The sequence below is a fragment of the Methanocaldococcus villosus KIN24-T80 genome, assembly GCF_000371805.1.
Lineage (GTDB): Archaea > AGJL01 > Methanococci > Methanococcales > Methanocaldococcaceae > Methanocaldococcus > Methanocaldococcus villosus.
The window spans coordinates 348,895-372,081 of sequence record NZ_AQUK01000001.1; the positions used below are offsets into that span (position 1 = coordinate 348,895).

General features: G+C 30.2%; 38 protein-coding genes. 23 read left to right on the forward strand and 15 right to left on the reverse strand.

Going from position 1 to position 23,187, the window contains the following annotated elements; genetic code table 11:
• The first annotated feature begins 2 nt into the window (after nucleotides 1–2).
• The 3 genes from METVI_RS0101975 to METVI_RS0101985 are packed head-to-tail and all read left to right on the forward strand — an operon-like array spanning nucleotide 3 to nucleotide 1,961.
• Entirely contained in the window at nucleotides 3–479 is a 477-nt protein-coding gene (locus tag METVI_RS0101975) for an ACT domain-containing protein (protein WP_004591355.1), read from the forward strand.
• 11 nt (nucleotides 480–490) lie between these two features.
• Nucleotides 491–1,495, forward strand: a complete 1,005-nt coding sequence (locus METVI_RS0101980; protein ID WP_004591357.1) for a homoserine dehydrogenase — start codon at nucleotides 491–493, stop codon at nucleotides 1,493–1,495.
• Nucleotides 1,485–1,961, forward strand: a complete 477-nt coding sequence (locus METVI_RS0101985; RefSeq protein ID WP_004591358.1) for a DUF2115 domain-containing protein — start codon at nucleotides 1,485–1,487, stop codon at nucleotides 1,959–1,961. The genes METVI_RS0101980 and METVI_RS0101985 overlap by 11 nt, the downstream gene beginning before the upstream one ends.
• On the opposite strand, the gene METVI_RS0101990 is transcribed toward METVI_RS0101985, so the two are convergent.
• The 11 genes from METVI_RS0101990 to METVI_RS0102040 all read right to left on the reverse strand — a co-directional run bounded on the left by METVI_RS0101990 (nucleotide 1,954) and on the right by METVI_RS0102040 (nucleotide 10,472).
• The gene (locus tag METVI_RS0101990; protein WP_004591360.1) at nucleotides 1,954–3,858 is read right to left on the reverse strand and encodes a beta-CASP ribonuclease aCPSF1; all 1,905 of its coding nucleotides are present in this window, start codon (nucleotides 3,856–3,858) and stop codon (nucleotides 1,954–1,956) included. The genes METVI_RS0101985 and METVI_RS0101990 overlap by 8 nt on opposite strands.
• A gap of 94 nt (nucleotides 3,859–3,952) precedes the next feature.
• Nucleotides 3,953–4,591, reverse strand: a complete 639-nt coding sequence (gene psmB, locus METVI_RS0101995; protein WP_004591362.1) for an archaeal proteasome endopeptidase complex subunit beta — start codon at nucleotides 4,589–4,591, stop codon at nucleotides 3,953–3,955.
• A gap of 66 nt (nucleotides 4,592–4,657) precedes the next feature.
• Nucleotides 4,658–5,527, reverse strand: coding sequence for a spermidine synthase (speE, locus tag METVI_RS0102000; protein ID WP_004591363.1), 870 nt, complete (start codon nucleotides 5,525–5,527; stop codon nucleotides 4,658–4,660).
• On the reverse strand, nucleotides 5,517–5,888 hold the full coding sequence (gene speD, locus METVI_RS0102005; protein WP_004591365.1) for an adenosylmethionine decarboxylase: 372 nt from the start codon (nucleotides 5,886–5,888) through the stop codon (nucleotides 5,517–5,519). Before speD ends, speE begins: the two co-directional genes overlap by 11 nt.
• 5 nt (nucleotides 5,889–5,893) lie before the next feature.
• Nucleotides 5,894–6,397: a pyruvoyl-dependent arginine decarboxylase gene (locus METVI_RS0102010; RefSeq protein ID WP_004591368.1), complete on the reverse strand. Its 504-nt coding sequence runs from the start codon at nucleotides 6,395–6,397 to the stop codon at nucleotides 5,894–5,896.
• A 191-nt stretch (nucleotides 6,398–6,588) separates the two neighbouring features.
• Complete coding sequence (locus tag METVI_RS0102015; RefSeq protein ID WP_004591370.1) at nucleotides 6,589–7,263, reverse strand: hypothetical protein; 675 nt, start codon at nucleotides 7,261–7,263, stop codon at nucleotides 6,589–6,591.
• A 30-nt stretch (nucleotides 7,264–7,293) separates the two neighbouring features.
• Nucleotides 7,294–8,193, reverse strand: coding sequence for a formylmethanofuran--tetrahydromethanopterin N-formyltransferase (gene fhcD / locus METVI_RS0102020; RefSeq protein WP_017980988.1), 900 nt, complete (start codon nucleotides 8,191–8,193; stop codon nucleotides 7,294–7,296).
• A 59-nt stretch (nucleotides 8,194–8,252) separates the two neighbouring features.
• Complete coding sequence (locus METVI_RS0102025; RefSeq protein WP_004591372.1) at nucleotides 8,253–8,543, reverse strand: DNA-directed RNA polymerase subunit L; 291 nt, start codon at nucleotides 8,541–8,543, stop codon at nucleotides 8,253–8,255.
• A complete protein-coding gene (locus METVI_RS0102030) occupies nucleotides 8,512–9,135 on the reverse strand; it encodes a DUF2067 family protein (protein WP_004591374.1) in 624 nt (207 codons plus the stop codon). Before METVI_RS0102030 ends, METVI_RS0102025 begins: the two co-directional genes overlap by 32 nt.
• Nucleotides 9,136–9,150: 15 nt before the next feature.
• Entirely contained in the window at nucleotides 9,151–9,576 is a 426-nt protein-coding gene (locus METVI_RS0102035) for an Lrp/AsnC family transcriptional regulator (protein ID WP_004591376.1), read from the reverse strand.
• Nucleotides 9,577–9,608: 32 nt separating this feature from the next.
• Nucleotides 9,609–10,472: a damage-control phosphatase ARMT1 family protein gene (locus METVI_RS0102040; RefSeq protein ID WP_004591378.1), complete on the reverse strand. Its 864-nt coding sequence runs from the start codon at nucleotides 10,470–10,472 to the stop codon at nucleotides 9,609–9,611.
• A 70-nt stretch (nucleotides 10,473–10,542) separates the two neighbouring features.
• Between METVI_RS0102040 and METVI_RS0102045 the strand changes: the two genes are divergently transcribed.
• Nucleotides 10,543–10,782, forward strand: coding sequence for a HypC/HybG/HupF family hydrogenase formation chaperone (locus METVI_RS0102045; protein ID WP_004591379.1), 240 nt, complete (start codon nucleotides 10,543–10,545; stop codon nucleotides 10,780–10,782).
• Between the two features lie 3 nt (nucleotides 10,783–10,785).
• Here the strand turns inward: METVI_RS0102045 and METVI_RS0102050 are convergent, their stop codons facing one another.
• Nucleotides 10,786–10,977, reverse strand: coding sequence for a 4Fe-4S dicluster domain-containing protein (locus METVI_RS0102050; RefSeq protein WP_004591381.1), 192 nt, complete (start codon nucleotides 10,975–10,977; stop codon nucleotides 10,786–10,788).
• Nucleotides 10,978–11,070: 93 nt separating this feature from the next.
• Here METVI_RS0102050 and METVI_RS0102055 point away from each other — a divergent pair, with 93 nt between their 5' ends.
• From METVI_RS0102055 to METVI_RS0102065, 3 genes are read left to right on the forward strand one after another with little or no spacing between them, the layout of a single operon-like run.
• Nucleotides 11,071–11,994, forward strand: a complete 924-nt coding sequence (locus tag METVI_RS0102055) for a manganese-dependent inorganic pyrophosphatase (RefSeq protein WP_004591383.1) — start codon at nucleotides 11,071–11,073, stop codon at nucleotides 11,992–11,994.
• 1 nt (nucleotide 11,995) lies between these two features.
• Nucleotides 11,996–12,235 carry a hypothetical protein gene (locus tag METVI_RS0102060; RefSeq protein WP_004591387.1) on the forward strand — a complete coding sequence of 80 codons (240 nt, stop codon included), beginning with the start codon at nucleotides 11,996–11,998 and terminating at the stop codon, nucleotides 12,233–12,235.
• A 5-nt stretch (nucleotides 12,236–12,240) separates the two neighbouring features.
• Nucleotides 12,241–12,516 carry an EMC6-like membrane protein gene (locus METVI_RS0102065; RefSeq protein ID WP_004591389.1) on the forward strand — a complete coding sequence of 92 codons (276 nt, stop codon included), beginning with the start codon at nucleotides 12,241–12,243 and terminating at the stop codon, nucleotides 12,514–12,516.
• Here the strand turns inward: METVI_RS0102065 and purF are convergent.
• The gene (gene purF, locus METVI_RS0102070; protein WP_017980989.1) at nucleotides 12,513–13,925 is read right to left on the reverse strand and encodes an amidophosphoribosyltransferase; all 1,413 of its coding nucleotides are present in this window, start codon (nucleotides 13,923–13,925) and stop codon (nucleotides 12,513–12,515) included. The two genes, METVI_RS0102065 and purF, sit on opposite strands and share 4 nt — an antisense overlap.
• Before the next feature lie 12 nt (nucleotides 13,926–13,937).
• Nucleotides 13,938–14,654, reverse strand: a complete 717-nt coding sequence (locus tag METVI_RS0102075) for an ABC transporter permease (RefSeq protein WP_004591390.1) — start codon at nucleotides 14,652–14,654, stop codon at nucleotides 13,938–13,940.
• A 61-nt stretch (nucleotides 14,655–14,715) separates the two neighbouring features.
• Between METVI_RS0102075 and METVI_RS0102080 the strand changes: the two genes are divergently transcribed.
• Complete coding sequence (locus tag METVI_RS0102080) at nucleotides 14,716–15,456, forward strand: YkgJ family cysteine cluster protein (protein WP_004591392.1); 741 nt, start codon at nucleotides 14,716–14,718, stop codon at nucleotides 15,454–15,456.
• Here the strand turns inward: METVI_RS0102080 and cfbA are convergent.
• Nucleotides 15,431–15,838 carry a sirohydrochlorin nickelochelatase gene (gene cfbA / locus METVI_RS0102085; RefSeq protein ID WP_017980990.1) on the reverse strand — a complete coding sequence of 136 codons (408 nt, stop codon included), beginning with the start codon at nucleotides 15,836–15,838 and terminating at the stop codon, nucleotides 15,431–15,433. The genes METVI_RS0102080 and cfbA overlap by 26 nt on opposite strands.
• Before the next feature lie 87 nt (nucleotides 15,839–15,925).
• Between cfbA and mobB the strand changes: the two genes are divergently transcribed.
• The 15 genes from mobB to rpsE all read left to right on the forward strand — a co-directional run bounded on the left by mobB (nucleotide 15,926) and on the right by rpsE (nucleotide 23,168).
• Nucleotides 15,926–16,624: a molybdopterin-guanine dinucleotide biosynthesis protein B gene (gene mobB, locus METVI_RS0102090; protein WP_004591395.1), complete on the forward strand. Its 699-nt coding sequence runs from the start codon at nucleotides 15,926–15,928 to the stop codon at nucleotides 16,622–16,624.
• 82 nt (nucleotides 16,625–16,706) lie between these two features.
• Nucleotides 16,707–17,015 (forward strand): stress response translation initiation inhibitor YciH, encoded by a 309-nt coding sequence (yciH, locus tag METVI_RS0102095; RefSeq protein WP_004591397.1) that lies wholly within the window; start codon nucleotides 16,707–16,709, stop codon nucleotides 17,013–17,015.
• Nucleotides 17,016–17,090: 75 nt separating this feature from the next.
• A complete protein-coding gene (gene rnp1, locus METVI_RS0102100) occupies nucleotides 17,091–17,375 on the forward strand; it encodes a ribonuclease P protein component 1 (RefSeq protein ID WP_004591398.1) in 285 nt (94 codons plus the stop codon).
• Between the two features lie 72 nt (nucleotides 17,376–17,447).
• Nucleotides 17,448–17,798 carry a 30S ribosomal protein S17 gene (locus METVI_RS0102105; protein WP_004591400.1) on the forward strand — a complete coding sequence of 117 codons (351 nt, stop codon included), beginning with the start codon at nucleotides 17,448–17,450 and terminating at the stop codon, nucleotides 17,796–17,798.
• Nucleotides 17,798–18,196, forward strand: coding sequence for a 50S ribosomal protein L14 (locus METVI_RS0102110; protein WP_004591402.1), 399 nt, complete (start codon nucleotides 17,798–17,800; stop codon nucleotides 18,194–18,196). Before METVI_RS0102105 ends, METVI_RS0102110 begins: the two co-directional genes overlap by 1 nt.
• 10 nt (nucleotides 18,197–18,206) lie before the next feature.
• A complete protein-coding gene (rplX, locus tag METVI_RS0102115; protein WP_004591404.1) occupies nucleotides 18,207–18,569 on the forward strand; it encodes a 50S ribosomal protein L24 in 363 nt (120 codons plus the stop codon).
• Between the two features lie 9 nt (nucleotides 18,570–18,578).
• Nucleotides 18,579–19,313, forward strand: a complete 735-nt coding sequence (locus METVI_RS0102120) for a 30S ribosomal protein S4e (protein WP_004591406.1) — start codon at nucleotides 18,579–18,581, stop codon at nucleotides 19,311–19,313.
• A gap of 10 nt (nucleotides 19,314–19,323) precedes the next feature.
• Complete coding sequence (locus METVI_RS0102125; protein WP_004591408.1) at nucleotides 19,324–19,884, forward strand: 50S ribosomal protein L5; 561 nt, start codon at nucleotides 19,324–19,326, stop codon at nucleotides 19,882–19,884.
• On the forward strand, nucleotides 19,884–20,045 hold the full coding sequence (locus tag METVI_RS0102130) for a 30S ribosomal protein S14 (protein ID WP_004591410.1): 162 nt from the start codon (nucleotides 19,884–19,886) through the stop codon (nucleotides 20,043–20,045). Before METVI_RS0102125 ends, METVI_RS0102130 begins: the two co-directional genes overlap by 1 nt.
• 22 nt (nucleotides 20,046–20,067) lie before the next feature.
• On the forward strand, nucleotides 20,068–20,460 hold the full coding sequence (locus METVI_RS0102135; RefSeq protein ID WP_004591412.1) for a 30S ribosomal protein S8: 393 nt from the start codon (nucleotides 20,068–20,070) through the stop codon (nucleotides 20,458–20,460).
• A gap of 9 nt (nucleotides 20,461–20,469) precedes the next feature.
• On the forward strand, nucleotides 20,470–21,024 hold the full coding sequence (locus METVI_RS0102140) for a 50S ribosomal protein L6 (protein ID WP_004591413.1): 555 nt from the start codon (nucleotides 20,470–20,472) through the stop codon (nucleotides 21,022–21,024).
• Nucleotides 21,025–21,037: 13 nt separating this feature from the next.
• Entirely contained in the window at nucleotides 21,038–21,484 is a 447-nt protein-coding gene (locus METVI_RS0102145) for a 50S ribosomal protein L32e (protein ID WP_004591415.1), read from the forward strand.
• Nucleotides 21,450–21,896, forward strand: coding sequence for a 50S ribosomal protein L19e (locus METVI_RS0102150; protein ID WP_017980991.1), 447 nt, complete (start codon nucleotides 21,450–21,452; stop codon nucleotides 21,894–21,896). The genes METVI_RS0102145 and METVI_RS0102150 overlap by 35 nt, the downstream gene beginning before the upstream one ends.
• A 20-nt stretch (nucleotides 21,897–21,916) precedes the next feature.
• Nucleotides 21,917–22,504: a 50S ribosomal protein L18 gene (locus METVI_RS0102155; RefSeq protein WP_004589963.1), complete on the forward strand. Its 588-nt coding sequence runs from the start codon at nucleotides 21,917–21,919 to the stop codon at nucleotides 22,502–22,504.
• 10 nt (nucleotides 22,505–22,514) lie between these two features.
• On the forward strand, nucleotides 22,515–23,168 hold the full coding sequence (rpsE, locus tag METVI_RS0102160) for a 30S ribosomal protein S5 (protein ID WP_004589964.1): 654 nt from the start codon (nucleotides 22,515–22,517) through the stop codon (nucleotides 23,166–23,168).
• Nucleotides 23,169–23,187: the final 19 nt, after the last annotated feature.

Here is a 23,187-nt window from a genome sequence, read left to right on the forward strand (position 1 = left end):
TAATGATAACAATAGATTTAGAGCTAAAAGACAGACCAGGGGAGTTGTTGAAAATATTAACACCAATAGCTAAAGCAGGGGCTAATATAATTTCTATAATTCACTCAAGAGAAGAAAAGAGAGGGGGTAAAGTTCCAGTAAGGATTGTTATTGATGCTGAAGAGGAAAAAGTTGAAAAGATTGTTGAAGAATTAAAGAAAATAGCTACACTAAAAAAAGTTGATGGTAGGGATAAAAAAGTGTATCTGGATATTGTTGTTATAGGGCATGTAGTAGATACTGATGTAAGAGATACAATAGATAGAATTAATGAAATTGGATTGGTTGAAGATCTCGATTTAATCATGCCACATCCTGAAAAGGAATCATCAGCTATAATGAGGATCACAGTTGATAAAGATAAAATAGATGATCTCTTTTATTTATTTGAAAAATTGGAAAAGGAAAAAGGTTTATTGTTTATAAAATCAATAATCTAAAGGTGGTAATATTGAGAATAATTATTATTGGATTTGGGGTTATTGGTAGAGGATTGGCAAAAGTTCTTTATAAAAAGAGAGAATTTTTAAGAAAAAATTATGGAGATTTTAATGTAGTAGCTATTGCTGATAGATCAGGAGCCATTATAGGAGAGGATATAGATTTAAAAAGAGCGATAGAGGTTAAGGAAAAGAGTGGAAAAATTATAAACTACCCTGGAATAGAAAAGAGTAGTTTAGAAGTTATTAAAGATGTTGATGCTGATGTAGTTGTTGAAGTTACCCCATCTAACTTAGACACAGGAGAGCCAGCAAGAACCCATATAATAGAGAGTTTTAAACATGGAAAACATGTTGTTACAGCTAATAAAGGACCATTAGCATTATATTTTAAAGAACTTATGGAAACAGCAAAAAGATACAATAAAATTTTTAAATTTGAAGCATCTGTTGGAGGAGCAATGCCAATAATTAATTTAGCCAAAGAAACTTTAGCCGGGAATAAGATTATATCTATAAGGGGTATATTAAATGGTACAACAAACTACATTTTAACAAAAATGGAGGAAGGATTAGATTTTGAGACAGTGTTAAAAGAAGCTAAAGAACTAGGAATAGCTGAAACTAATCCATATCAAGATATTTCTGGATTAGATACTGCTGCTAAAATTGTTATTTTAGCTAATGCAATAATGGGACTTAACAAAACTATAAAAGATGTCAAAGTTAGAGGTATAGAAAAGATAACTCCTGAAGCTTTATTTTTAGCTAATAAAAGAGGATACACAATAAAATTAATTGGTGAAATTGTTAATGGTTATTTGATAGTTGAGCCAAAATTGATTCCTATAAACAGCCCTTTGAATGTTAAAGGAACATTAAATGTTGCTATGTTTGAAACTGATTTAGCTAAAGAAGTCGTTGTTGTAGGTAGGGGTGCAGGAGCTGAAGAAACTGCATCAGCTATATTAAGTGATCTTATAAGTATAAAGAAGATGATTGAAAATGAAAGCTAAAGAATTACTGAAAAAACTTAAAGAAAAAGCTGAAAATTTTAGTATTTATGATATTATAGCTATAAAATGCTTCATTGAAAAAGATGCTAAATATTTGCCAGAAAAATATAAAGAAGATTATATCAATGCTATGATAAAATATTATATTGACACGCTTAATGAAATAAAAAGTAAGGAGATTTGTGAAGATTATGAGATAGATGAAAAAAAGTTAAATGAATTAATCAATAGAATTGAGAGTTTTAAAAAATATAATTCTGAAGAAGAGAAGAAGTTTATAGAATTATCAAAAATTATTTGCCCATATCTTTTATTTATAGCTAAAAAACCATTTCATCCTGAGTATCTAATCTTTCCTGGTGGGTTAAAAATAATAAAAGACAATAATATTTACTACTGTCCAGTTAAAGAAAAGCAACTAAATGAATATTCTTTATGTGAATTTTGTGTAGCTAAACCTATTTAACTCTAATAGCATCTAAATTGTTAGGGGCATAAGTCTGTTTTTTAAATAACCTTCTAACAGTTTCTGAGAAATCTATACATTTACTTTCTTCTCCATGTACCATTATAACCTTTTCTGGAGAAGGTTTAACTTTTCTAATATATTTTATTAATTGTTTTCTATCACTATGTCCAGAAAAACCTTCTATTGTATATACTGAAAGATTCACAGGGATGGATTTTGTCTTTCCATTTCTTGTAACTATTGGTATTTCTTTCCACCCTCTCTGTATTTTCCTACCTAATGTTCCTTCAGCTTGATAACCTACAAATATAATAGCATTCTTTTCATCTGGAGCAAGATTTTTAAAATATTCTAAACTAGGCCCTCCTGTTAGCATTCCAGATGTTGCTAAAATTATACAAGGTTCATCACTATCTATAATATTCCTTCTTTCATTTGTACTACCAACTCTCTTAAACACATCAGATAAGAATGGATTATCTCCTTCATGGAATATTTTTTGTCTAATCTCTTTTGAAAGATATTCAGGATATGCTGTGTGTATGGCAGTAGCTTCCCATATCATACCATCTAAATAAACTGGAGCATTAAATATTCCTTGATTATACCCTTCCTCTAAAACCAACATTAATTCTTGAGCCCTACCAACACCAAATACTGGGATTAGAACTTTTCCATTCTTGTCTATTGTTTCACTTACAACTTTTAATAACTCCCTTTCAGCTTCTTCTCTACTTGGCAGAACATCATCATAACCTCCATATGTAGATTCTATTATCAGTGTTTCTAACCTTGGGAATTGGCATACAGCAGGTTCTAAAAGTCTTGAAGGTTCAAACTTTATATCTCCTGTATATGCTAAATTATACAACCCTTCACCAAAGTGAAGATGGGCTATTGCTGATCCTAACACATGACCAGCATTGTGAAGAGTTAATTTTATAGTAGGGCTTATATCTGTTGTTACTCCATAATCTATAGGTATTGTGTGTTTAACACATGTTTTTATATCTTTTGCAGAGTATGGAAGAGGTTTTCCCTCTTTCATAGCTATATCTAGATAATCTTTCTGTAGTAATGTCATTAAGTCTCTTGTAGGTCTTGTACAATATACAGGCCCATCATATCCATATCTAAACAATCCAGGTACAAAACCACAGTGATCAAGATGGGCATGTGTTATGATCACAGCATCTAGGTCTTCTATAGAAAACTCTGGAGCTTCAAAATGGGGAAAGGTTTTATCATCATAAGCAACATTTATTCCACAGTCAAGCAAAACCCTTGTATCTGGAGTTTGAACTAATAAACATGATCTTCCAACTTCTCTAGCCCCTCCTAAAAAAGACACTCTTATCCAATAATCTCCTTTAATAACTACATCCCTATGAATTCTTCTACCAATTCTTCTTAATATCTCTTTAACCTCATCTCTCTCCCTATAGAGTGTAGCCCTAATAGCTTTTATTGTTTCTGATTGAATTGGAGGCACTCTAACTGGCTTTGGAGCCCATTTTATAGCTTTTTTTATTTCTTCTAATGTTTTTCCTTCTTTTCCTATAACTAAACCAGGTTTTTTTGATTCTATAATAACTTCTCCAGTGTTTGGATCAAAAACACAATTTACTATTCCTGCATCTTCAGGAACAATTTCTAAAATTTTTTTCTTAGCTAGTTCTGGTTCTAATAAAACAGAAGGGTCTGGTCTTACACTAATTCTTTTTCTTAAGTCTTTAGCTAATTTTTTTACAATCTCATTAGTAAAAACTTCTGGATTTTTAACATAAATAACTAATTCTGGTCCTTCAAACTGAACATCAATAATTTTAGCTTCTTTTGGAGATCGTTTTATAATTTCCTTCTTTAAGTTTTCTAAAATCTCTTCAGCTGACAATATAATCCCCCCTTGATTTTATAAATTTAAATATACTTAAATAAAAATTAAAGCTAGTAATGAAAAATAGTCTTGAAAAATAAAAATAATATAATTACTTCTTCTTAGATCTTCTTTTTTTGATTATACAATTTATTTCTTCATCTTCTAATATTTTAACTCCATCTTTTGAAACTATTGCTAAATTTATTCCATTTCCTGAAAAAGTATCTCTTTCCATTGCTGATTTGAGGGCTTTTATAGCAAGTTTTATTCCATCTTCAACTTTCATATTTCTATCATATTCTGCTTCTAAAACTCCATATGCTACAGGAGAACCAGAACCTGTTGCTGTAAATGTCTTTTCTTCACTCATTCCTCCAAGAGGGTCTAAGGTAAATATTTTTGGCCCTTCATTAAGATCATAACCACCAATAATGAGTTGGGTTAAAAAAGGGAAATATCTACTTGAGTGTAATATATTTGCTAATAATGTAGCACATGCTAATGGGCTTATATTTCTTCCTGTTCTCATCTTATACAATCTTGTTTCAGCTGTTAATAGCCTAACTAAAGCTTGAGCATCCCCTACAGATCCTGCTACTGTTAGAGCTATATAATCATCTATTTTATACAATTTTCTTGCTTCTTTATCAGCAACTAAGTTACCCATAGAAGCTCTTTTATCCGTTGCAAGGATAACAGCATCATCACAAATTAAACCAACAGTTGTGGTACCTTTCATAATTTCCATTTTTTCACCAAAGAATAAAATAAATAAAAAATAGTTTTATATGGTTTAATTATACAAACCCAATATTTATAAACTTTTTGTTATATTCCTTACAAGCTCTTTTAGGTATTTTGGTGTAGATAAAAATATAGCCTTATGAACTTCTTCATCATAATATTTTGTTTTAATTTCTTTTAAAGCTTCTCTTATTTTATTTTCATCCACATCTAATGGGTTATATTTTTTAGAAGCTAATGTAAAACTCCAAAATCCACTGGGATAAGAGGGCATAGGATAGCTGTAAGGCATAATTATCTTAAATCCAGATTCCTTTAAATATTTACATATATTCTCAATCAATTTTAAATCATAAAGAGGGCTTTCAGATTGTTGAACCATTAAACCATCATCTTTTAAACATTTATAAACATTCTTATAAAATTCCTTTTCAAATAATCCCTTAGCAGGACCTACAGGATCTGGACAATCTACTATGATGACATCATATTTCTTATCTGTTTCAGCAACATATTTTATACCATCAGCTATAATTATATTAACCTTTTCATTATCCATCTCACAGCTAAGATTTGGAAGATATTTTCTACAAGCCTCTATAACCTTTTCATCTAATTCAACAAAATCTACTCTTTCAACCTTCTTATGTTTAACAACTTCTCTAACAGTTCCTCCATCCCCTCCTCCTATAACAAGAACATCTTTAGGATTTGGATGTGTAAATAGGGGGATGTGAGAGATGAGTTCATGATATATAAATTCATCCCTTTCTGTTGTTTGGAATGTATTGTCTAAAATTAAAACTCTTCCAAAATCATAAGTTTCTATAATTGCTATTTCCTGGTATTTTGATTTTTCTAAATATAAAACCTCTTTTACTCTCATAGATAGAGAAATGTTCTCATTGTGATACTCAGTGAACCATAAATTAAATTTCACTAGCATCACCTAATCTTATCCCTCTTTTTAGATCTAATATTTCAACATGTCTTGGTTTTAAATATTCTTTTATTACAGGTAGAGCTTTTGCAGGTTCTACATGAGAGCCACAGGTGAATATATCCATAGCAGCATAACCAAGTTCTGGCCATGTGTGTATAGATATATGACTCTCTGCTAAAACAGCCACTCCAGTAGCCCCTTGTGGAGAAAATTTATGGGTTTTAACACATATTAATGTAGCCCCGCAAGCTTTAACACTATCTACTAACATCTTCTCTATTCCTTCTATATCATCTAAAGCTTTTTCATCACACCCCCATAGCTCTAATATTAAATGTTTCCCTAAGAATTTTAACATTCTTATCACCTCTTGCTTTTGTACCATAAAGCTGCAGCAGCAAATGCACAACCAATTCTTTCTACTTCATGTTCAACAGCTATACTTTCTATCCTCTTTATATCCCAACCTCTTTCTTCAAAACCAATTTTTGCCATTTCTCTAACTCTCTCTTCAGCCTCTTTTTTAGAACAAACTCCTTCATATTCCATTATTAAACCACATTTCTCATCATCCTTAGGAATAGCTACACTAACAGCAGCAGCAATAACTTCTCCAGGGTTTTTACTAATTATATATCCATAAGCTGTAGGCACAAGAGCTCCCATAGGTAGTTTTGGCAAGGGAACAATTTCAGCCTTTGGAGGCATAATACTACTAATTCTAATTAAATTTACATTCCCTATCCCAGCCTTTAATAAGGCATTATCAAAAGCATTAAGCTCTGTTTTTCCCTCACTAGCTCCAGCTACTAAAGACACAGTATTTGGCAATTTAAAAAGATTAGGTGAAATAATGTCAATATTCATTTGCTCATCACCTATTTTTTAGTGTTTTTCTAAATTTTTGTTAGTATTTAAATATTAAAAATAGAAATTTGTTAGGTTAGTTATAGATAACTCATATATAAATTATTCGGTAATTAGGAATAAGAAGAATTATTGTTATTTTTGAAAGAAAATAGATATAAATTTTTATTTTTCATAAAAAAGTTTATTTTTTAATTTAAAAATTCTTTTTCTTTCAAAATAGTTTCTACTGTCTCTCTTAAATATTCATCTTTTCCTATAACTCCAAACGGATAAACAAATACTTTATTATCAATATTTATCCTTGGATATTCTGGTTCTATAATAACATCCTCTAAAAGACATCTCTTTAAATAATTTGCTGTTTTTGTTACATTCATTAATTTTGGTGGCTTATATGGAGGATTGTTCTTTAAAAAATCCCATCTTGTGCCATAATAAACTATATAGTCAGGATTAAATAGTAAAATAACTTCTCCATGTATCTCCAATACCAAAGTCCAAGAAAACACCCCTCTAGTAAAACCTAATAACCTACCAAGGTAAGAGGTTTTTGGATTTTCATAAAACACTTTTAAAGTTCTTCCTACAATTCTTGAAAGGGCTTCTTTTATATGAATATTTTTTGGATTTGTGGGTAGGGAAGTTTTTGGAATAACATTTATAGGTATGCAATTTAATGGTTTTACCATATGTAATGCTAACAGAGGGTAAAAATAGACTTGATCCTTTTTATTTTTCATTACTATTCCTTCTAAAGGACTATTAAAATCAGCTTTTATAATTTTTCCTCTATATGTATTAAAAGATTTATTTAGAGTAAATTCCCCAATCATGTCTTTCCTTAAAGCATGTTTTGGTTTCAACTTCAATACCTCCTTAAAAATTTAAAATTTTTATTCAAAGAGCTCTCTTAATTTTATTTGATATTTTCCTAACTTACCTTCATAGTTTCCTGCGGTAATCTTTTTTACTCCTTTAATTTTTGTAGCTGCCAATATTCCCCTTCTCATACCTTCTTTTACAGCTTCTTCAGAAATCCCATTAATAACTATTTCATAAACTCCATTAACATCTTCTGGCAAGTCAGTTTCTATCTTACCTTTTAGGGTTGGGCACATCTTATGATTTGTTGTAGCAACCATAAACTTATATTTTGGATTGCTTGCTCCTACTTTACTACCTGAAGCTACAATTCCCCCAGGGAATGGTGTTATAACACCATCTACATTTTTTATGGCATCAACAGCAGCTTCAGCAGCTAATAAAGCTGTTGCATTTGTATCTGCCAATATAAAGAAGTTACCTCCAGCTATTCCTTTTTTAATACCAAATGTGGATTCAGTTATAAACTCTCCTCCCATGATTGGGATCTTATAAACTTTCCTTCCATACATTTCAGCTTTTTCTTCAAACCCATCTCCAAAGAATTTTAATTTAAATCCTACTTTAACTTTCTCATCAGCATCTTCCATAGCATCAAATACAGCAGTGGTTGGGCAGGTTAGAACACACTGTCCAATTCTCTCAAGCATCTGTTCTTCTAAACCTTTCTTTTTAGGATGACATATTTGAATTATAAATCCTGGTCTTCCATCAGGTGTTTTTGAAGGTGGGACATATTTCTCTATACCTGCCTCTGCAGGACACATAATAACTGATGTTCCAAAGCCTGTAGCTTCAGTTGCAGCTATTTTTGCCCATCTCTTTGTAGCTGCTGTTATTAAAATCCTTGATACCCATATTGGAAAAGCTTCAGCAAATGTATCTTCTATATACACTCCATTTATTTCCATCTTATCACCTAAAAATTTCAATAATTAATATTATTAGGAGTTATATTATTAATATCTTATTATTTTAACTCCTCTAATAGTGTGTCACACATTTTAATAATATCCTTTAATGCCTCTTTTAAAACCTCTAAAGGATCCCTACCACCTTCAGTTATAACTGTTATTACTGGATTTGAAATATATCTTCCTGTTTCAGGATCTAAAAGTGGATGTTCTATGCTATAAGAAGCCATTTTTACTCCTTCTTTTGTTAATAATATATCTTTCAATAAATTTGGTAATGAGTGGTCTTCTCCTATTAACTCTATCTCTATTAAATTATCTTTCCTCTCCAATATCTTTATCTCCATTTATATCCCCTAAAAAATATTTTTTAGCTAAATTTATATCTTTATTTAATACAACCTTACCCTCTTCCTCTCTAAAAAATCCTTCTCTTAAAGCTTCTTCTACAACCTCTTCAGGAGATTTCTTTTTAATATAGCTAACCATTATAACTAAATTTTTCACAGGTTTTGAACCAAGGTTTGAGAATCTAATACTTTCAGAGATTTCATGTAAAGATTTCAATATATTTTCAAAAGTTTTAAGATTGACATCAGTTTTTAGAATATTTTCATCTTTTAAATACTTAACTTTATAACCAAGATATTTTAAAGTTTCAGCTATAAGATCTTTATTTACAGGATATTTCAATTCAGATAATATATAAGTGTAAAATCCTTCTTTATCTTTATTATATTTCCTCTTAATCTTTTCTAATATTGCCCTAACAGTTCTATAATTTTCTTCTAGTGATTCATTATCATATCCAAAAACATCTATCTTTAATCTATTTCCCTTAGATTCTAAAATACAGTCAATTTTGGCTTTCTCCAGAACTTTGCATATTTCCAAAAGTTCATCATCACAGCTAACTTTAACAAAAAAACTTTTTTTCATAACATCTCACCAAAATTACTTCAATCTCTCCAAAATAATAGCAGGACAGATTTTTTTAATACCCTTAATTTTACCAATCTTGTTGAAAAGTATCTCTTTTAATTCACTACCATCTCTTGCCCAAATTTCAGTCATAATCATATGATCTCCTGTAGATGTGAATACTTTTTTAACTTCTTCAAACTTACAAAGCTCTTTTGCAACATCTAAAACATCCTGTGGATCTGTATCAAAACCTGTTAGAGCTATGACATTATATCCTATCTTAGCAGGTTCTATTACAACAGTATAACCCTTTATTATTCCATTTTCTTCCATTTTTTTAATCCTTTTTCTTATTGAACTTTCACTTGTGTTAAGCTCTTTAGCAATTTCTGTAAATGGCTTTCTGGCATCTTTCATCAATATTTCTAATATCTTTCTATCTTTTTCATCTAACATAGTATCACAATAATTAATAAAAAAATTTAATATTAAAATTTTTTACAAACATTATCTCCGACATTAACCCCTAAATGGTCAGCAACAGGTTTACATTTAGCTTTTAAAATAAAGTATATTGGTTTATCTAACTTATATTCTGTTAAACTCTCATAATTCCCCATACCTTTGGAAATGATAATATCAGCTTTATTAAAGTGGTCTAAGAATTCTCTTGAGCATTCTTCTAAAATTACCCCTATAACATCAGAACCTGTTGTTATCACATTTTCAATCCCTGCAATTTTAGCATCCTCTAAAGTAGCATCATTTAAAATAGGCTCACCTTTAACAACAGCTACAACATTTTTTCCATAGCTTTTTATCTCATCTATTAATAATTTATCAAAAACAATCTCTCCAGCATTGTCACATATATAAAGGACGTTATTTATTTTATTATTCTTTAGATCTTCCATTAAATTTAATGTGTGATCTATCTTTAATCCCTCATCTAAAGTCTTTTTTAGCATCTCTTCAACATTTATATCTTTACTGTAAGCTCCATAATCAATAACATTCCCTGCTATTGATAAAATAATCTTTCTCTTTAACCTTTCTAAGTCATTATCAACATTACAAAACTCTTTAGCATATTTGAGGTATTTTAAAGCTACATCATTTGCTTTCTCTTTAAGTCTTTTATATGGATCTTTACAACCACTAATCTTTTTTAAATACCTATGAACTACAGTCCCCATCCATGCAGGAACAGTTGAAGGAGAATAAACTTCTTGAATAACTTTTAAAGTTTCTTTTATTAAATAAAACTGTTTTTCCTCAATATCAGTAATCTCTTTTGATGCATCAACTACTTGCCTAACAATACAAATAGCACACTCAGGTTTTATTTTCAAGCTTTCACCCTAAAGGTTTAATAGTTTTATATTTCTAACTAAATAATAATTTTATGTTGGTGGTGATATAATGTGTTTAGCAATACCTTGTAAAGTGATAGATATTATAGAAGAAGATGGAGAAAAATATGCTATAGCAGAATATAAAGGAGTAAAACAAAAAGCCAAGCTAACACTATTAGAAGATGTAAAAATAGGAGATTATATCTTAATTCATACGGGATATGCTATTGAGAAGTTAAGTGAAGAAGAAGCAAAACTAAGTTTAGAAGCTTGGGAGGAATTATTTAAAGCTTTAGAAGAAGAATAATTTTTATTCTTCTGGTTCAACTTTTACAGCTCCTGTTGGGCACACATCTTCACAAACTCCACAGTAGGAGCAATCTTCTTCTCTTGCAACTACTACTTTATCCCCTTCTATTTCAAAAACTTCCATTGGGCAATTGTTGTAACACTCTGCACACTCTGCTCCTCTACAGATGCTGTAATCTATAGTAACTCCCAAATATACCCCCTCCTAAAATTTTTAATGAAAAGATTATTGTGTAGTTAATGTATATAAATGTTTCTAAGTTATTAAATAATAGAAGGTGATAAAATGAGATATGTTGTAGGCCATAAGAATCCTGATACAGATAGTATAGCATCAGCTATAGTCTTAGCCTATTTCTTAGATTGTTATCCAGCAAGATTGGGAAATTTGAATCCTGAAACTGAGTTTGTTTTAAGAAAGTTTGGAATAATGGAGCCAGAGTTAATAGAGAGTGCTAAAGGTAAAGAGCTTATATTAGTTGATCACTCCGAAAAATCTCAAAGCTTGGATGATTTGGATGAGGGAAAGCTTTTGGCTATCATTGATCACCATAAAGTAGGTTTAACAACAGTTGAGCCCATACTATACTATGCAAAACCTGTAGGGTCAACAGCTACAATTATAGCTGAACTATACTTTAAAAAATGCTTAGATCTTATAGGAGGAAAAAATAAGGAATTGAAACCAGATTTAGCAGGATTATTGCTTTCAGCTATTATTTCAGATACAGTACTATTTAAATCTCCAACCACTACAGAACTTGATAAAGAAATGGCTAAAAAGCTAGCTGAGATAGCTGGGATAGAAGATATTGAGAAATTTGGTTTAGAAATATTGAAAGCAAAATCTTCTGTAAGTAAGCTTTCTGCTAATGAAATAATAAATATGGACTTTAAAGATTATGAATTTAATGGAAAGAAAGTGGGTGTGGGGCAAGTAGAAGTTATTGATATAAGTGAAATAGAAGATAAAAAAGAGGAAATATATAAACTATTGAAAGAAAAATTAGAAAAAGAGGGTTATGATCTAATTGTTTTCATGATTACAGATATTATGAAAGAAGGCTCTGAAATGTTAATTATTGGAAATAAAGAGATGTTTGAAAAAGCATTTAATATAAAATTAGATGGAGATAGTATATTTTTAGAAGGAGTCATGTCAAGAAAAAAACAAGTTATTCCTCCATTGGAAAGAGCTTATAAGGGATAAGATGGACTATTCTTTTATAAAACCTATTTTTAGAGAAAAAATAATAGATATAGATAAAGGATCTTTAAAAACTAAAAGAAAATTTGCTTTCTTATTAGAAAAGGGTGATGTTTTATTAGAAAAGAGAGAATTTTATGCAAATGATGAAGTTGAAGTTGTTGATAACTATCAAATAACAGACTCTAATAGACCAAAAGAGAAAATTAAACTATATATTATAGAGGATATTATAAAGGAGTGATATTTATGGATATTGAAGGAAAATGTTGTACAATACATACATTTGGTGGAATAATTTTTGGTTATTTAGCAAACTACATTTATCTTATGGGATTAGGAATTTTCAGTGGAATAGTTACACTGTTATTTCTATTTTTTGGTGCTGTCATATTTGGCCATATAACAGCTAAAATTTTTGGAGAAAAATGTTTAAATCAAAAACAGTGGTTTAGTTGTGGATTGTTGCCCTTTTACTTAGTAGCTATAATAGTTTGGATTCTAAAATACAACAATATTATTTAATTTTCTCTAATAATAACTTTTTCAAAATCTATTTTTGTTGGATATTTTCCTGTTAAGCAAGCTAAACATAAATCTTTTCTACCAATAGCTTTTATTAATCCTTCTAATGATATATAGCCAACAGAATCTGCTCCAATTATTTTAGCTATCTCCTCTTCACTCTTATCAACAGCTATCAATTCAGATTTTCTACTCATGTCAATTCCATAATAACATGGGGAGATTATCTTAGGTGATCCTATCCTAAAATGTACTTCCTTAGCTCCTGCTTTTCTAACTATTTCAATTATTCTTTTTGATGTAGTCCCTCTAACTATACTATCATCTACAAGCACAATACTCTTATCTTTTAAAACACTCTTTACTGGGCTAAGCTTTAATCTTACTGCTAATTCTCTTTCATTCTGTGAAGGAAGGATGAATGATCTACCCACATATCTATTTTTTATCAGCCCTTCATAATATGGAATCTTAGACTCTTCAGCATAACCTAAAGCAAATGTAATTCCTGAATCTGGTACTGGGGAGACAATATCTGCAGATGCAGGTTTTTCTCTTGCTAAAGTTTTTCCTATTTTCTTTCTAACTTTGTAGACACTTATACCATCAATAGTAGAGTCTGGTCGAGAGAAATAAACATATTCAAACATGCATGTTGTTGCTCCTCTATATATAATAGGAACATTTATATCAAAATAGTCATTAAAATCACTTTCTTTAAATTTATAGCTGTTTATTTCACCATCTTTTATTTCTAAAATTTCACCAGGTTTTATATCTCTTATAAAATCTGCATCTAATGTAGTTAATGCACAGTCTTCAGAAGAAATATAAATAAAATCCTCATCTCTCCCTAAACAAAGTGGTTTAAACCCATAAGGATCTCTAGCAGCAATTAATGAGTCATTAAACATGATTAATAAAGAGTATGAGCCTACTAGCATATCTAATGTGTTTTTTACAGCCTCTATTTTATCATCAGTCTTTATTAACTCTCTAACAAGTAGTTGAGCTATAACTTCAGAATCTGTGGAAGAAATAAAAATATGTCCTCTCTTTTCAAGTTCTTTCCTTAACTCTTCAGAATTAACTATATCCCCATTATGGGCTATAGCTATATATCCAAATGAGCTCTTGACTATAAATGGTTGACAATTCTCCACTCTCTTACCACCTGTTGTAGAGTACCTAACATGCCCTATACCCATAAAACCAATGAGATTTTGTAAAATCTTATTATTGAATACTTCAGCAACTAGCCCAAGATCTTTGTGATAATAAATATTTTTTCCATCTGTTGTAGCAATTCCTGCTCCCTCCTGTCCCCTATGTTGTAGTGCAAATAACCCATAATATAACCTTTTAGCAACATTCTTTTCATCAGAATAGGCCCCAAATATACCACACATTAACTACCACCTTCAGACTTTAGCAAGGTCTTTATGCATAAGGTAACAGATGGATATAGAAACTACTAAGGATGAATATATAATCATCCACATAATTACAACTTGTATCTTTGCAGCATATAGAGGATCAGCTCCTGCTAATATTAACCCTACCATAGCCCCAGGTATAAAAATTATCCCTACAGACTTTGTTCTGTTTATTTGTGGTATTAAAGCTATTCTTATAGCAGTTCTAATAAATGGCTTTAAGGCTATTATCTCTCTAGCTCCTAAAGCTATATATCCTAAAAAAACTTCTTTTTCTGTTTTTACTTTATCTATTAATGTTTCTAATGTTTGATGAGCTGTATTCATGGAGTTTCCTATAACCATTCCTGCTAATGGAATTATTTGAGAAGGTGTTAAAGACACTGTTTTCGAGATTATAAGGAAAAATAAAACTGTTGTAGTTGTCAAAATATATGATAAAAAAAGTGATAAGAATAGCTTACTTTTATTTTTTATTTTTACCTCTTTACTGACTAAATATGAAGCTGCAGATATCATTAAAGTAAGTAGTAAAAAGGAGAAGAGTATACCCAATGAGAATATAATCTTCAAAGTTAGCCCTAAAATAATTAGTTGAATTAAAGCTAAGATAGAAACTAAAATTATCTCCTTTTCCAAACCTATTTTTTCAATATATGATATAATAGCAGATATGACTATAAATAAAAAGTTATATAACATTTGATCACCAGTTTAATTTATTATGTGGGAAATAACATTTAATGGGATAACATACAATTGTATGAGATGTGCATACTGCTGTTCCTGTAAAGGTTGGAGGATATATTTAAATTATTTTGACCTTATAAAACTTAAAGATTACAATTATGCTATTGAAAGATGTGAAGGGTTTTTTAACTATAGGTTGAAAGTTAATGAAAAAGGTTGTATATTATTAAAAGATAATTTATGTAGAGTTCATATAGAAAAAGGTTTAGAATACAAACCATTGATGTGCTTAATCTTTCCATTCAGTTGCATGGTTAAGTGGGATGGAACTCCTTTATTAATAATAAAACATTATTGTAATGGAATTAAAAAAGGTAAAATTGACAAAAAAATTGTAAAAAAGGCCATTGAATATATAAAAGAGCTTTATTTTGATAAATTTGATAATTTCTTAAAAGAAAATATGGAATATAGTAGTAAAACATATTTTGATGAGAAGAATAGAATAACTTGGGAATATAGGGAAGAGTTGGGGAGATATTTATTTAACTCGAAGAACTTTGATGAGTTAGGGGAGAAGATCAAAGAGATATTTAACATTGATATAAATTTAAAAAGACATCATGATGAAGAGGAGATAATAAGATATCTATTAGAGCTAAATAGAAGAGAACATTTTAGAAAGCTAACTTTTAAAGATGAGGTTAATATATTACTAAAAATAGCAAATTATTTAACAAAGTTTAAAAATGTTTTAGAAGGGGAAAAAGAGATAGATAAAATGTTATTTATCTACCAAAAGCTCTATCTATAATAATCTCAACTAATCTATCATCAGCCCCTATGGGCTCCCTATATATTATTTCAACATCTTCTGGAATTTCAACATGTTCATGATCATGATGGTGATGATGGCTATCATTCTCATCTAATTCTTTCAATCCTAATAAGTGTGGAATATCTTTTAATGTATGTGTCCCATGGGCTAAAAAGACTGGGACTACTATTATCCTTTTAGCACCCATTTCTATAACCTTTTTTAATGCTTGTGGAATGGTGGGTTCATTAAATTCCATCATCCCTATCTCCACTATTGGAAATAAATTCCTCTCCCTAATTTTTTCAGCTATCTTTTCCATAAGCTCTTTGCTGTATGGGTACCTACTTCCATGCCCTACTAATATTAAAGCCTCCAACAACATCACCTTATTAATATTTTTCCAAATAGATTTCATAAAAATTATTATATATATCTTACCATTATATGGTAGCACTGTGATAATATGAGAGTTATTGGTGTCATAGGTTATAAGAACTCTGGTAAGACTAAGCTTATAGAAGATATTATAAGCAACTGGGATAAAAAAATAGCTGTGATAAAACATACAATAGATGATATTGATTTAAAGGGTAAAGATAGTTATAGATTTAGAGATGCTGGAGCAAAAATATCTATTATATCTTCTGATAAAGAAACAGTTTTTTTCTTAAATAAATTAAATTTAGATGAAATTTTAGGAATTTTGATGGGATATGATATTGATTTTGTTATAATAGAAGGTTTTAAAGATGAGTTAAAAAAACTTAATATTCCAAAAATAGTTTTATTAAAAAATGGTGATGATAAGTTAATAGATGAACAAACAGCTTATGTTATTAAAGGAGATTATAATATTGATGAAGTAATAAAAATTATTGAAGAAAAGGCTATAATTCCTTCAATGAATTTGAACTGTGGTCACTGTGGATATAATTGTGAAACTTTTGTTAAAGCTCTATGTAAAAATGAAGTAAAATGGGATCAATGTGTTTTATCAAATGGAATAAAAATTATTGTAGATAATAAAATTATTCCTACTGTTCCATTTGTATCAAAGATTATTGGTAGAAGTTTAATAGCTATGTTAGAGTGTTTGAAAGGTGTTAATAAGCCAAAACATGTAAAAATTATTATTGATACAAAAAAATTAAAAAATATTTAGATTTATAAATAATAGTAAAAAAGTTTAAATACCAAAATTTTATTATTTAGTTTAAAACCTCTTTAACATTAGGGGTCCAATAATGCCAGAGATTTGCCCAAAATGTGGACTACCAAAAGAGTTATGTGTTTGTGAGGAAATAGCAAAAGAAGAACAAAAAATTAAGATATCTGTAGCAAAGAGAAGATATGGAAAGTTAATGACCATTATTGAAGGTTTTGATACAAGTGTTATAAATCTAAAAGATCTTGCCAAAAAATTAAAAGATATGTGTGCCTGTGGAGGGACAGTTAAAGGAAACACAATAGAGTTACAAGGAGATCACAGAAAGAAAGTTGCTGAAATCCTTGTTAAAATGGGATTTTCAAAGGACTCTATTGAAATTAGGTAATTTCTTTTCTCTCACTAAATAATAAAATTGGGGACGTGGATGCCCTCTACGGGCACACCCCGTCCCCGTGATAAAATGAACCCGAAAGACATTTTAAGACATGAGCTTATTGGTTTAAAAGTTGAAATTGTACATGCCAAAAATAAATCTATGATAGGAATTAAAGGAAAAGTTGTTGATGAGACAAGAAAGACTTTAATAATTGAAAAAGATTCTGGGAAAGAAGTAGTAATTCCAAAAGATATTGCCATATTTTTATTTCATTTGGACAACTGTAAGGTTAAAGTTGATGGAAGATTATTAATTGGAAGACCTGAGGAAAGATTAAAGAAAAAAATAAAAATTCTCTATCCATACTAAGAGCTTTTTTAACCGTTAAAGTTATATATGCTAATTTTTATTTATTAAGCCACAAACTATAGAGGGGATAATATGGCAAGGAATATAGGGATAAAAGTTAAAGCTCCAGAAGTAGAGTGTAATGATGAAAACTGTCCATTTCATGGAACTCTACCAGTAAGAGGGCAGAGTTTTGTAGGAGTAGTTGTCAGTGACAAGATGCAAAAAACTGTTGTAGTTAAAAGAGAATATTTACACTACCTAAAAAAATATGAAAGATATGAAAAAAGAAGTTCCAAACTTCATGCCCATAACCCACCATGTATAAATGCTAAGGTTGGAGATATTGTTAGAATTATGGAATGTAGGCCTATAAGTAAGACAAAATCATTTGTAGTTGTTGAAAAGCTAGGGAATATTAAAGATATTAAGGGTGAAGAATAATGAAAGCTATTGCCTCAAAACCTGTCAGAGGGTTGCCTGTTGGAGCTAGATGTGTATGTGCTGATAATACAGGAGCTAAAGAAGTAGAAATAATAGCTGTTAGGGGATACAAAGGAGTTATGAGAAGATTGCCATCAGCAGGAGTAGGAGATATGGTTATAGTTACAGTAAAAAAAGGAACTCCAGAAATGAGAAAGCAAGTATTACCAGCTGTTATTATAAGACAAAGAAAAGAAATTAGAAGACCTGATGGAACAAGAGTTAAGTTCTTTGATAATGCTGTAGTTATTGTAACTCCTGATGGAAATCCAAAAGGATCAGATATAAAAGGACCTGTAGCAAAAGAAGCTGCTGAAAGATGGCCAGGGATAGCAAGAATTGCTAAAATAATTATCTAAGGTGATTAATATGGCTTTTACAAAATCAAAACAGCCAAGAAAACAAAGAAAAGCTTTATTTAATGCTCCATTGCATTTAAGAAGGAAAGTTATGAGTGCTATGTTATCAAAAGAGTTAAAAGAAAAGTATGGAAAAAATGCATTGCCTGTTAGAAAAGGAGATGTTGTTAGAATAATGAGAGGGGATTATAAAGGACTTGAAGGAGAAGTTGTTAAAGTGGATTTAAAAAGATATAGAATATTTGTTGAAGGAGCTACATTAAAAAAGCAAAATGGAACTGAGGTATATTACCCAATACATCCATCAAATGTTATGATTGTTAAGCTCTATGACAAAGATGAAAGAAGATTTAAACATATAAAAAAGGAATAAGGTGAAATAATGGCTAAAAAAGGTCCAAAAAGACATTTAAAAAGATTGGCTGCACCAGTAAGATGGGAACTACCAAGAAAAGTACACAAATTTACTGTTAGGCCTTTACCTGGAGCTCATCCAATGGATGAATCCTTGCCATTGCTATTAATAATTAGAGATGTTTTAAAATATGCAGATAATGCAAGAGAAGCTAAAAAAATAATAAAAATGGGTAAAGTGTTAGTTGATGGTAGAGTTAGAAAAGAAGAGAAACTCCCAGTAGGATTTATGGATGTTGTGTCTTTACCAGATGCTAATGAGAATTATAGGGTATTGTTTGATAGAAAAGGAAGAATTAAACTAAAACCAACAGAAAATCCAGATGTTAAGTTATGTAAAATAAAGAACAAAACTGTTGTTAAAGGAGGGCATATACAACTCAATTTACATGATGGAAGAAATATTTTAATTAGAGTAAAAGACCCTACAAATCCAGTAGAGGATGTTTATAAAACATCTGATACCTTATTAATAACAATCCCTGACCAAGAGATAAAAGCTCATATTCCATTTGAGGTAGGTAAATTAGCTTACATTACAGGAGGTAAACACGTTGGAGAAATTGCAAGAATTGTTGACATTGAAAGAAGAGGAATATATCCAGATATAATTACTTTAGAAACTGAAGATGGAGAGAAATTTAAGACAGTAAAGGATTATGTTTTTGTTATTGGAGATGAAAATCCAATAATTAAATTATAAGGTGGAAATAATGAGTTTTGAAGAACTTTGGGAAAAACAGCCAATGTTAAGGCCAAGAATAGAAAAGGTTGTTGTTAATTTTGGAGTTGGAGAAAGTGGAGATAGGTTAGTTAAAGGAGAAAAGGTTATTCAAGAACTAACAGGACAAAAACCAATAAAAACTAGGGCAAAACAAACAAATCCTACATTTGGAATTAGAAAAAAATTACCTATAGGATTAAAAGTTACTTTAAGAGGTAAAAGAGCTGAAGAATTTTTAAGAAATGCATTTGAGGCTTTTAAAAAGGAAGGAAAAAAATTGTATGATTATTCTTTTGATGAATATGGTAACTTTTCCTTTGGTATTCATGAACATATTGACTTTCCTGGGCAGAAATATGATCCTATGATTGGAGTTTTTGGAATGGATGTTTGTGTTACTTTAGAAAGACCAGGATTTAGAGTTAAAAGAAGAAAAAGATGTAAAGCTAAGATTCCAAGAAGGCACAGATTAACAAAAGAAGAGGCTATAGAATTTATAGAAAAAACTTTTGGAATTAAAGTAGAAAGATGGGAAGAGGAGGTGGAATAATGGCTAAAAAACCTTGGAAAAAGAAATATGGTTATGGAGTAAGACCATGTGAAAGATGTGGTCATGTAGGATTTGGATTAATAAGAAAATATGGTTTAAATCTATGTAGGCAATGTTTTAGAGAAGTTGCTCACAAATTAGGATTTAAGAAACTAGATTAAACACTTTTTTAAGGTGATAAATATGAGTTTAATGGACCCTTTAGCCAATGCTCTAAATCACTTATCCAACTGTGAGAAAGTTGGGAAAAAAGTAGCTTATATTAAACCAGCTTCTAAGCTAATAGGAAGAGTTTTAAAAGTTATGCAGGATTATGGATATATTGGACAGTTTGAATTTATAGATGATGGTAAAGCAGGAGTTTTTAAAGTAGAACTTATAGGAAAAATAAACAAGTGTGGGGCAATAAAACCAAGATTTCCTGTTAAAAAAATGGGTTATGAAAAGTTTGAAAAGAGATATTTACCAGCAAGAGATTTTGGAATACTAATAGTTTCAACAACACAGGGAGTAATGAGTCATGAAGAAGCTAAGAAAAAGGGATTAGGAGGAAGATTATTAGCTTATGTATTCTAAGGTGATATTATGCCAGTAGCAGCTTATTTAGAAGAGAGAATTAAAATTCCTGAAAATGTTGAAGTTGAAATTAATGGTAATGAAGTTATAGTTAGATGTGGAAACAAAGAGTTAAGAAGAGTTTTTACAACACCTAATAACAACATTTTCATAAAAAAAGAGGGCAATGAGATTGTTATCTATTGCCACTATCCTAGAAGAAAAGATAAAGCAATGTTAGGAACTATTAGAGCTCATATAAATAACATGATTAAAGGAGTTACTGAAGGATTCACTTACAAATTAAAGATAAGATATGCCCACTTCCCAATGAAGGTTTATGTTAAAGATAATGAAGTAATAATAGAAAACTTTTTAGGAGAAAAACACCCAAGAAGAGCAAAAATATTGGATGGAGTAACAGTTAAAATTCAAGGAGAAGATGTCATAGTTACAGGGATAGATAAAGAGAAAGTAGGTCAAACTGCTGCTAATATTGAACAAGCTACAAAAATAAAAGATAGAGATCCAAGAGTTTTCCAAGATGGTATATATATTGTTGAAAAGGCTGGAAAGCCAATTTAAATAAGGTGAAATTATGGACAGGTTGTTAAGATTAAGATTTAAACTTAAGAGAAAAAAACCTGACTTTATAAGAACCGAAGCTCATAGACATAAAAGATTAGGAGAAAAGTGGAGAAGACCTAGAGGTAGGCATAATAAAATGAGATTAAAGTGGAAAGAAAAACCAAAAGTTGTTAGTATAGGTTACAGATCTCCTAAAGCTGTAAGAGGATTACATCCAAGTGGTTATGAAGATGTTTTAGTTTATAATGTTAAAGATCTTGAAAAGATAAATCCTGAAAAACAGGCTATAAGAATAGCTTCATCTGTAGGAATGAGAAAGAAAATAGAAATTATTAAAAAAGCTAAGGAATTGGGAATTAAGATATTAAATATATCTGAAGAAAAACAGGAAGAGTTATTAAAATCATTAAAAGGTGGAAATAATGAACCTAACAGTACAGAGGAGGTTAGCAGCTAAGATATTAAAATGTGGATTAGATAGAGTTTGGATAGATCCTGAACATATAGAAGATGTAAAAATGGCAATGACAAGGGATGATATTAGGGCTTTGATAAAAAAAGGAATCATAAAAAAATTACAAAAAAAAGGTATTAGTAATGTAAGAGTAAAAAAATTAAAAGAACAGAAAAAGAAAGGGAGAAGAAGAGGGCCTGGATCAAGAAGAGGGGCTAAAGGAGCAAGAACTCCACAAAAAGAGAGATGGATGGCTACCATAAGAGCTTTAAGAAAAACATTAAAACATCTTAGAGATGAAGGTAAAATAGACACAAAAACATATAGAAAATTATACAGGATGGCAAAAGGAGGAGCATTTAGAAGTAGAGCTCACCTATTCTTATATATGAAAGAGCATGAGATTTTAAAATAAAAATTTTTTAAGGTGGAAACATGGCTCATGGACCAACATACAGAGTAAAATTTAGAAGAAGAAGAGAAGCTAAAACAGATTATAGAAAAAGATTAAAACTTCTACTGTCAAGAAAACCTAGATTAGTTGCTAGAAAAACACTAAACCACTGTATAGCCCAAATTATAGAATATGATGAAAAAGGAGATAGAACTGTTGTCTCAGCACATTCAAAAGAGTTAGAGAAGTTAGGTTATAAAGGGCATACAGGTAACTTAGTTTCAGCATATTTAACAGGTTATTTATTAGGAAAAAAAGCCTTAAAAAAAGGTTACACAGAAGCTGTATTAGATATTGGATTACATAGAGCTACAAAAGGAGCTGCAGTTTTTGCTATATTAAAAGGAGCATTAGATGCTGGGTTAGATGTTCCACATGGAGAAGAAATTTTACCAGATGAAAGTAGAATAAGAGGGGAGCATATTAAAAATTATGCTCTAATACTAAAAGAAGAAGATCCTGAAAAATATAAAAGACAGTTTTCAAAATACTTAGAAAAAGGTTTAGAGCCAGAAAAATTACCAGAACATTTTGAAGAGATAAAAGCTAAAATAGATAGCTTATTCTAAAGGTGGTAAAATGAGATTTAATATAGATGAATGGGAACCAAAAACCACTGTAGGTAGAATGGTTAAAGAGGGAGAAATTACTGATATTGATTATATTCTAGATAATAATCTACCAATATTAGAACCAGAGATTGTTGATGTATTACTACCAGACTTAGAAGAGCAGGTTTTAGATGTTAAACTTGTTCAAAGAATGCATAAGTCAGGTAGGAGGGCAAGATTTAGAGCAACAGTTGTTGTAGGAAATAAGAATGGTTATGTTGGTGTGGGAAAAGGGAAAGCTAAAGAAGTTGGGCCAGCTATAAGAAAGGCTATAGCTCAAGCTAAGAAAAATATTATAAGAGTTAGAAGAGGTTGTGGATCTTGGGAGTGTGGATGTGGAACAGCTCATTCTGTTCCATATAGAGGATATGGTAAGTGTGGAAGTACAGCAATTATCTTATTACCTGCACCAAAAGGAGTTGGCTTAGTTGCTGGAGATGTTGCTAAAGCTGTGTTAAGATTAGCAGGAATTAAAGATGTTTGGACAAAAACATTTGGAGAAACAAGAACAACATATAATTTTGCCATGGCTACATTTGAAGCTTTAAAGAGTTTAAACTTTACAAGAACTATGGACAAACACAAAAAAGTTTTAGGTATAACTGAGGGTAGAGTATTCTAATTAAATTTTTAAGGTGAAA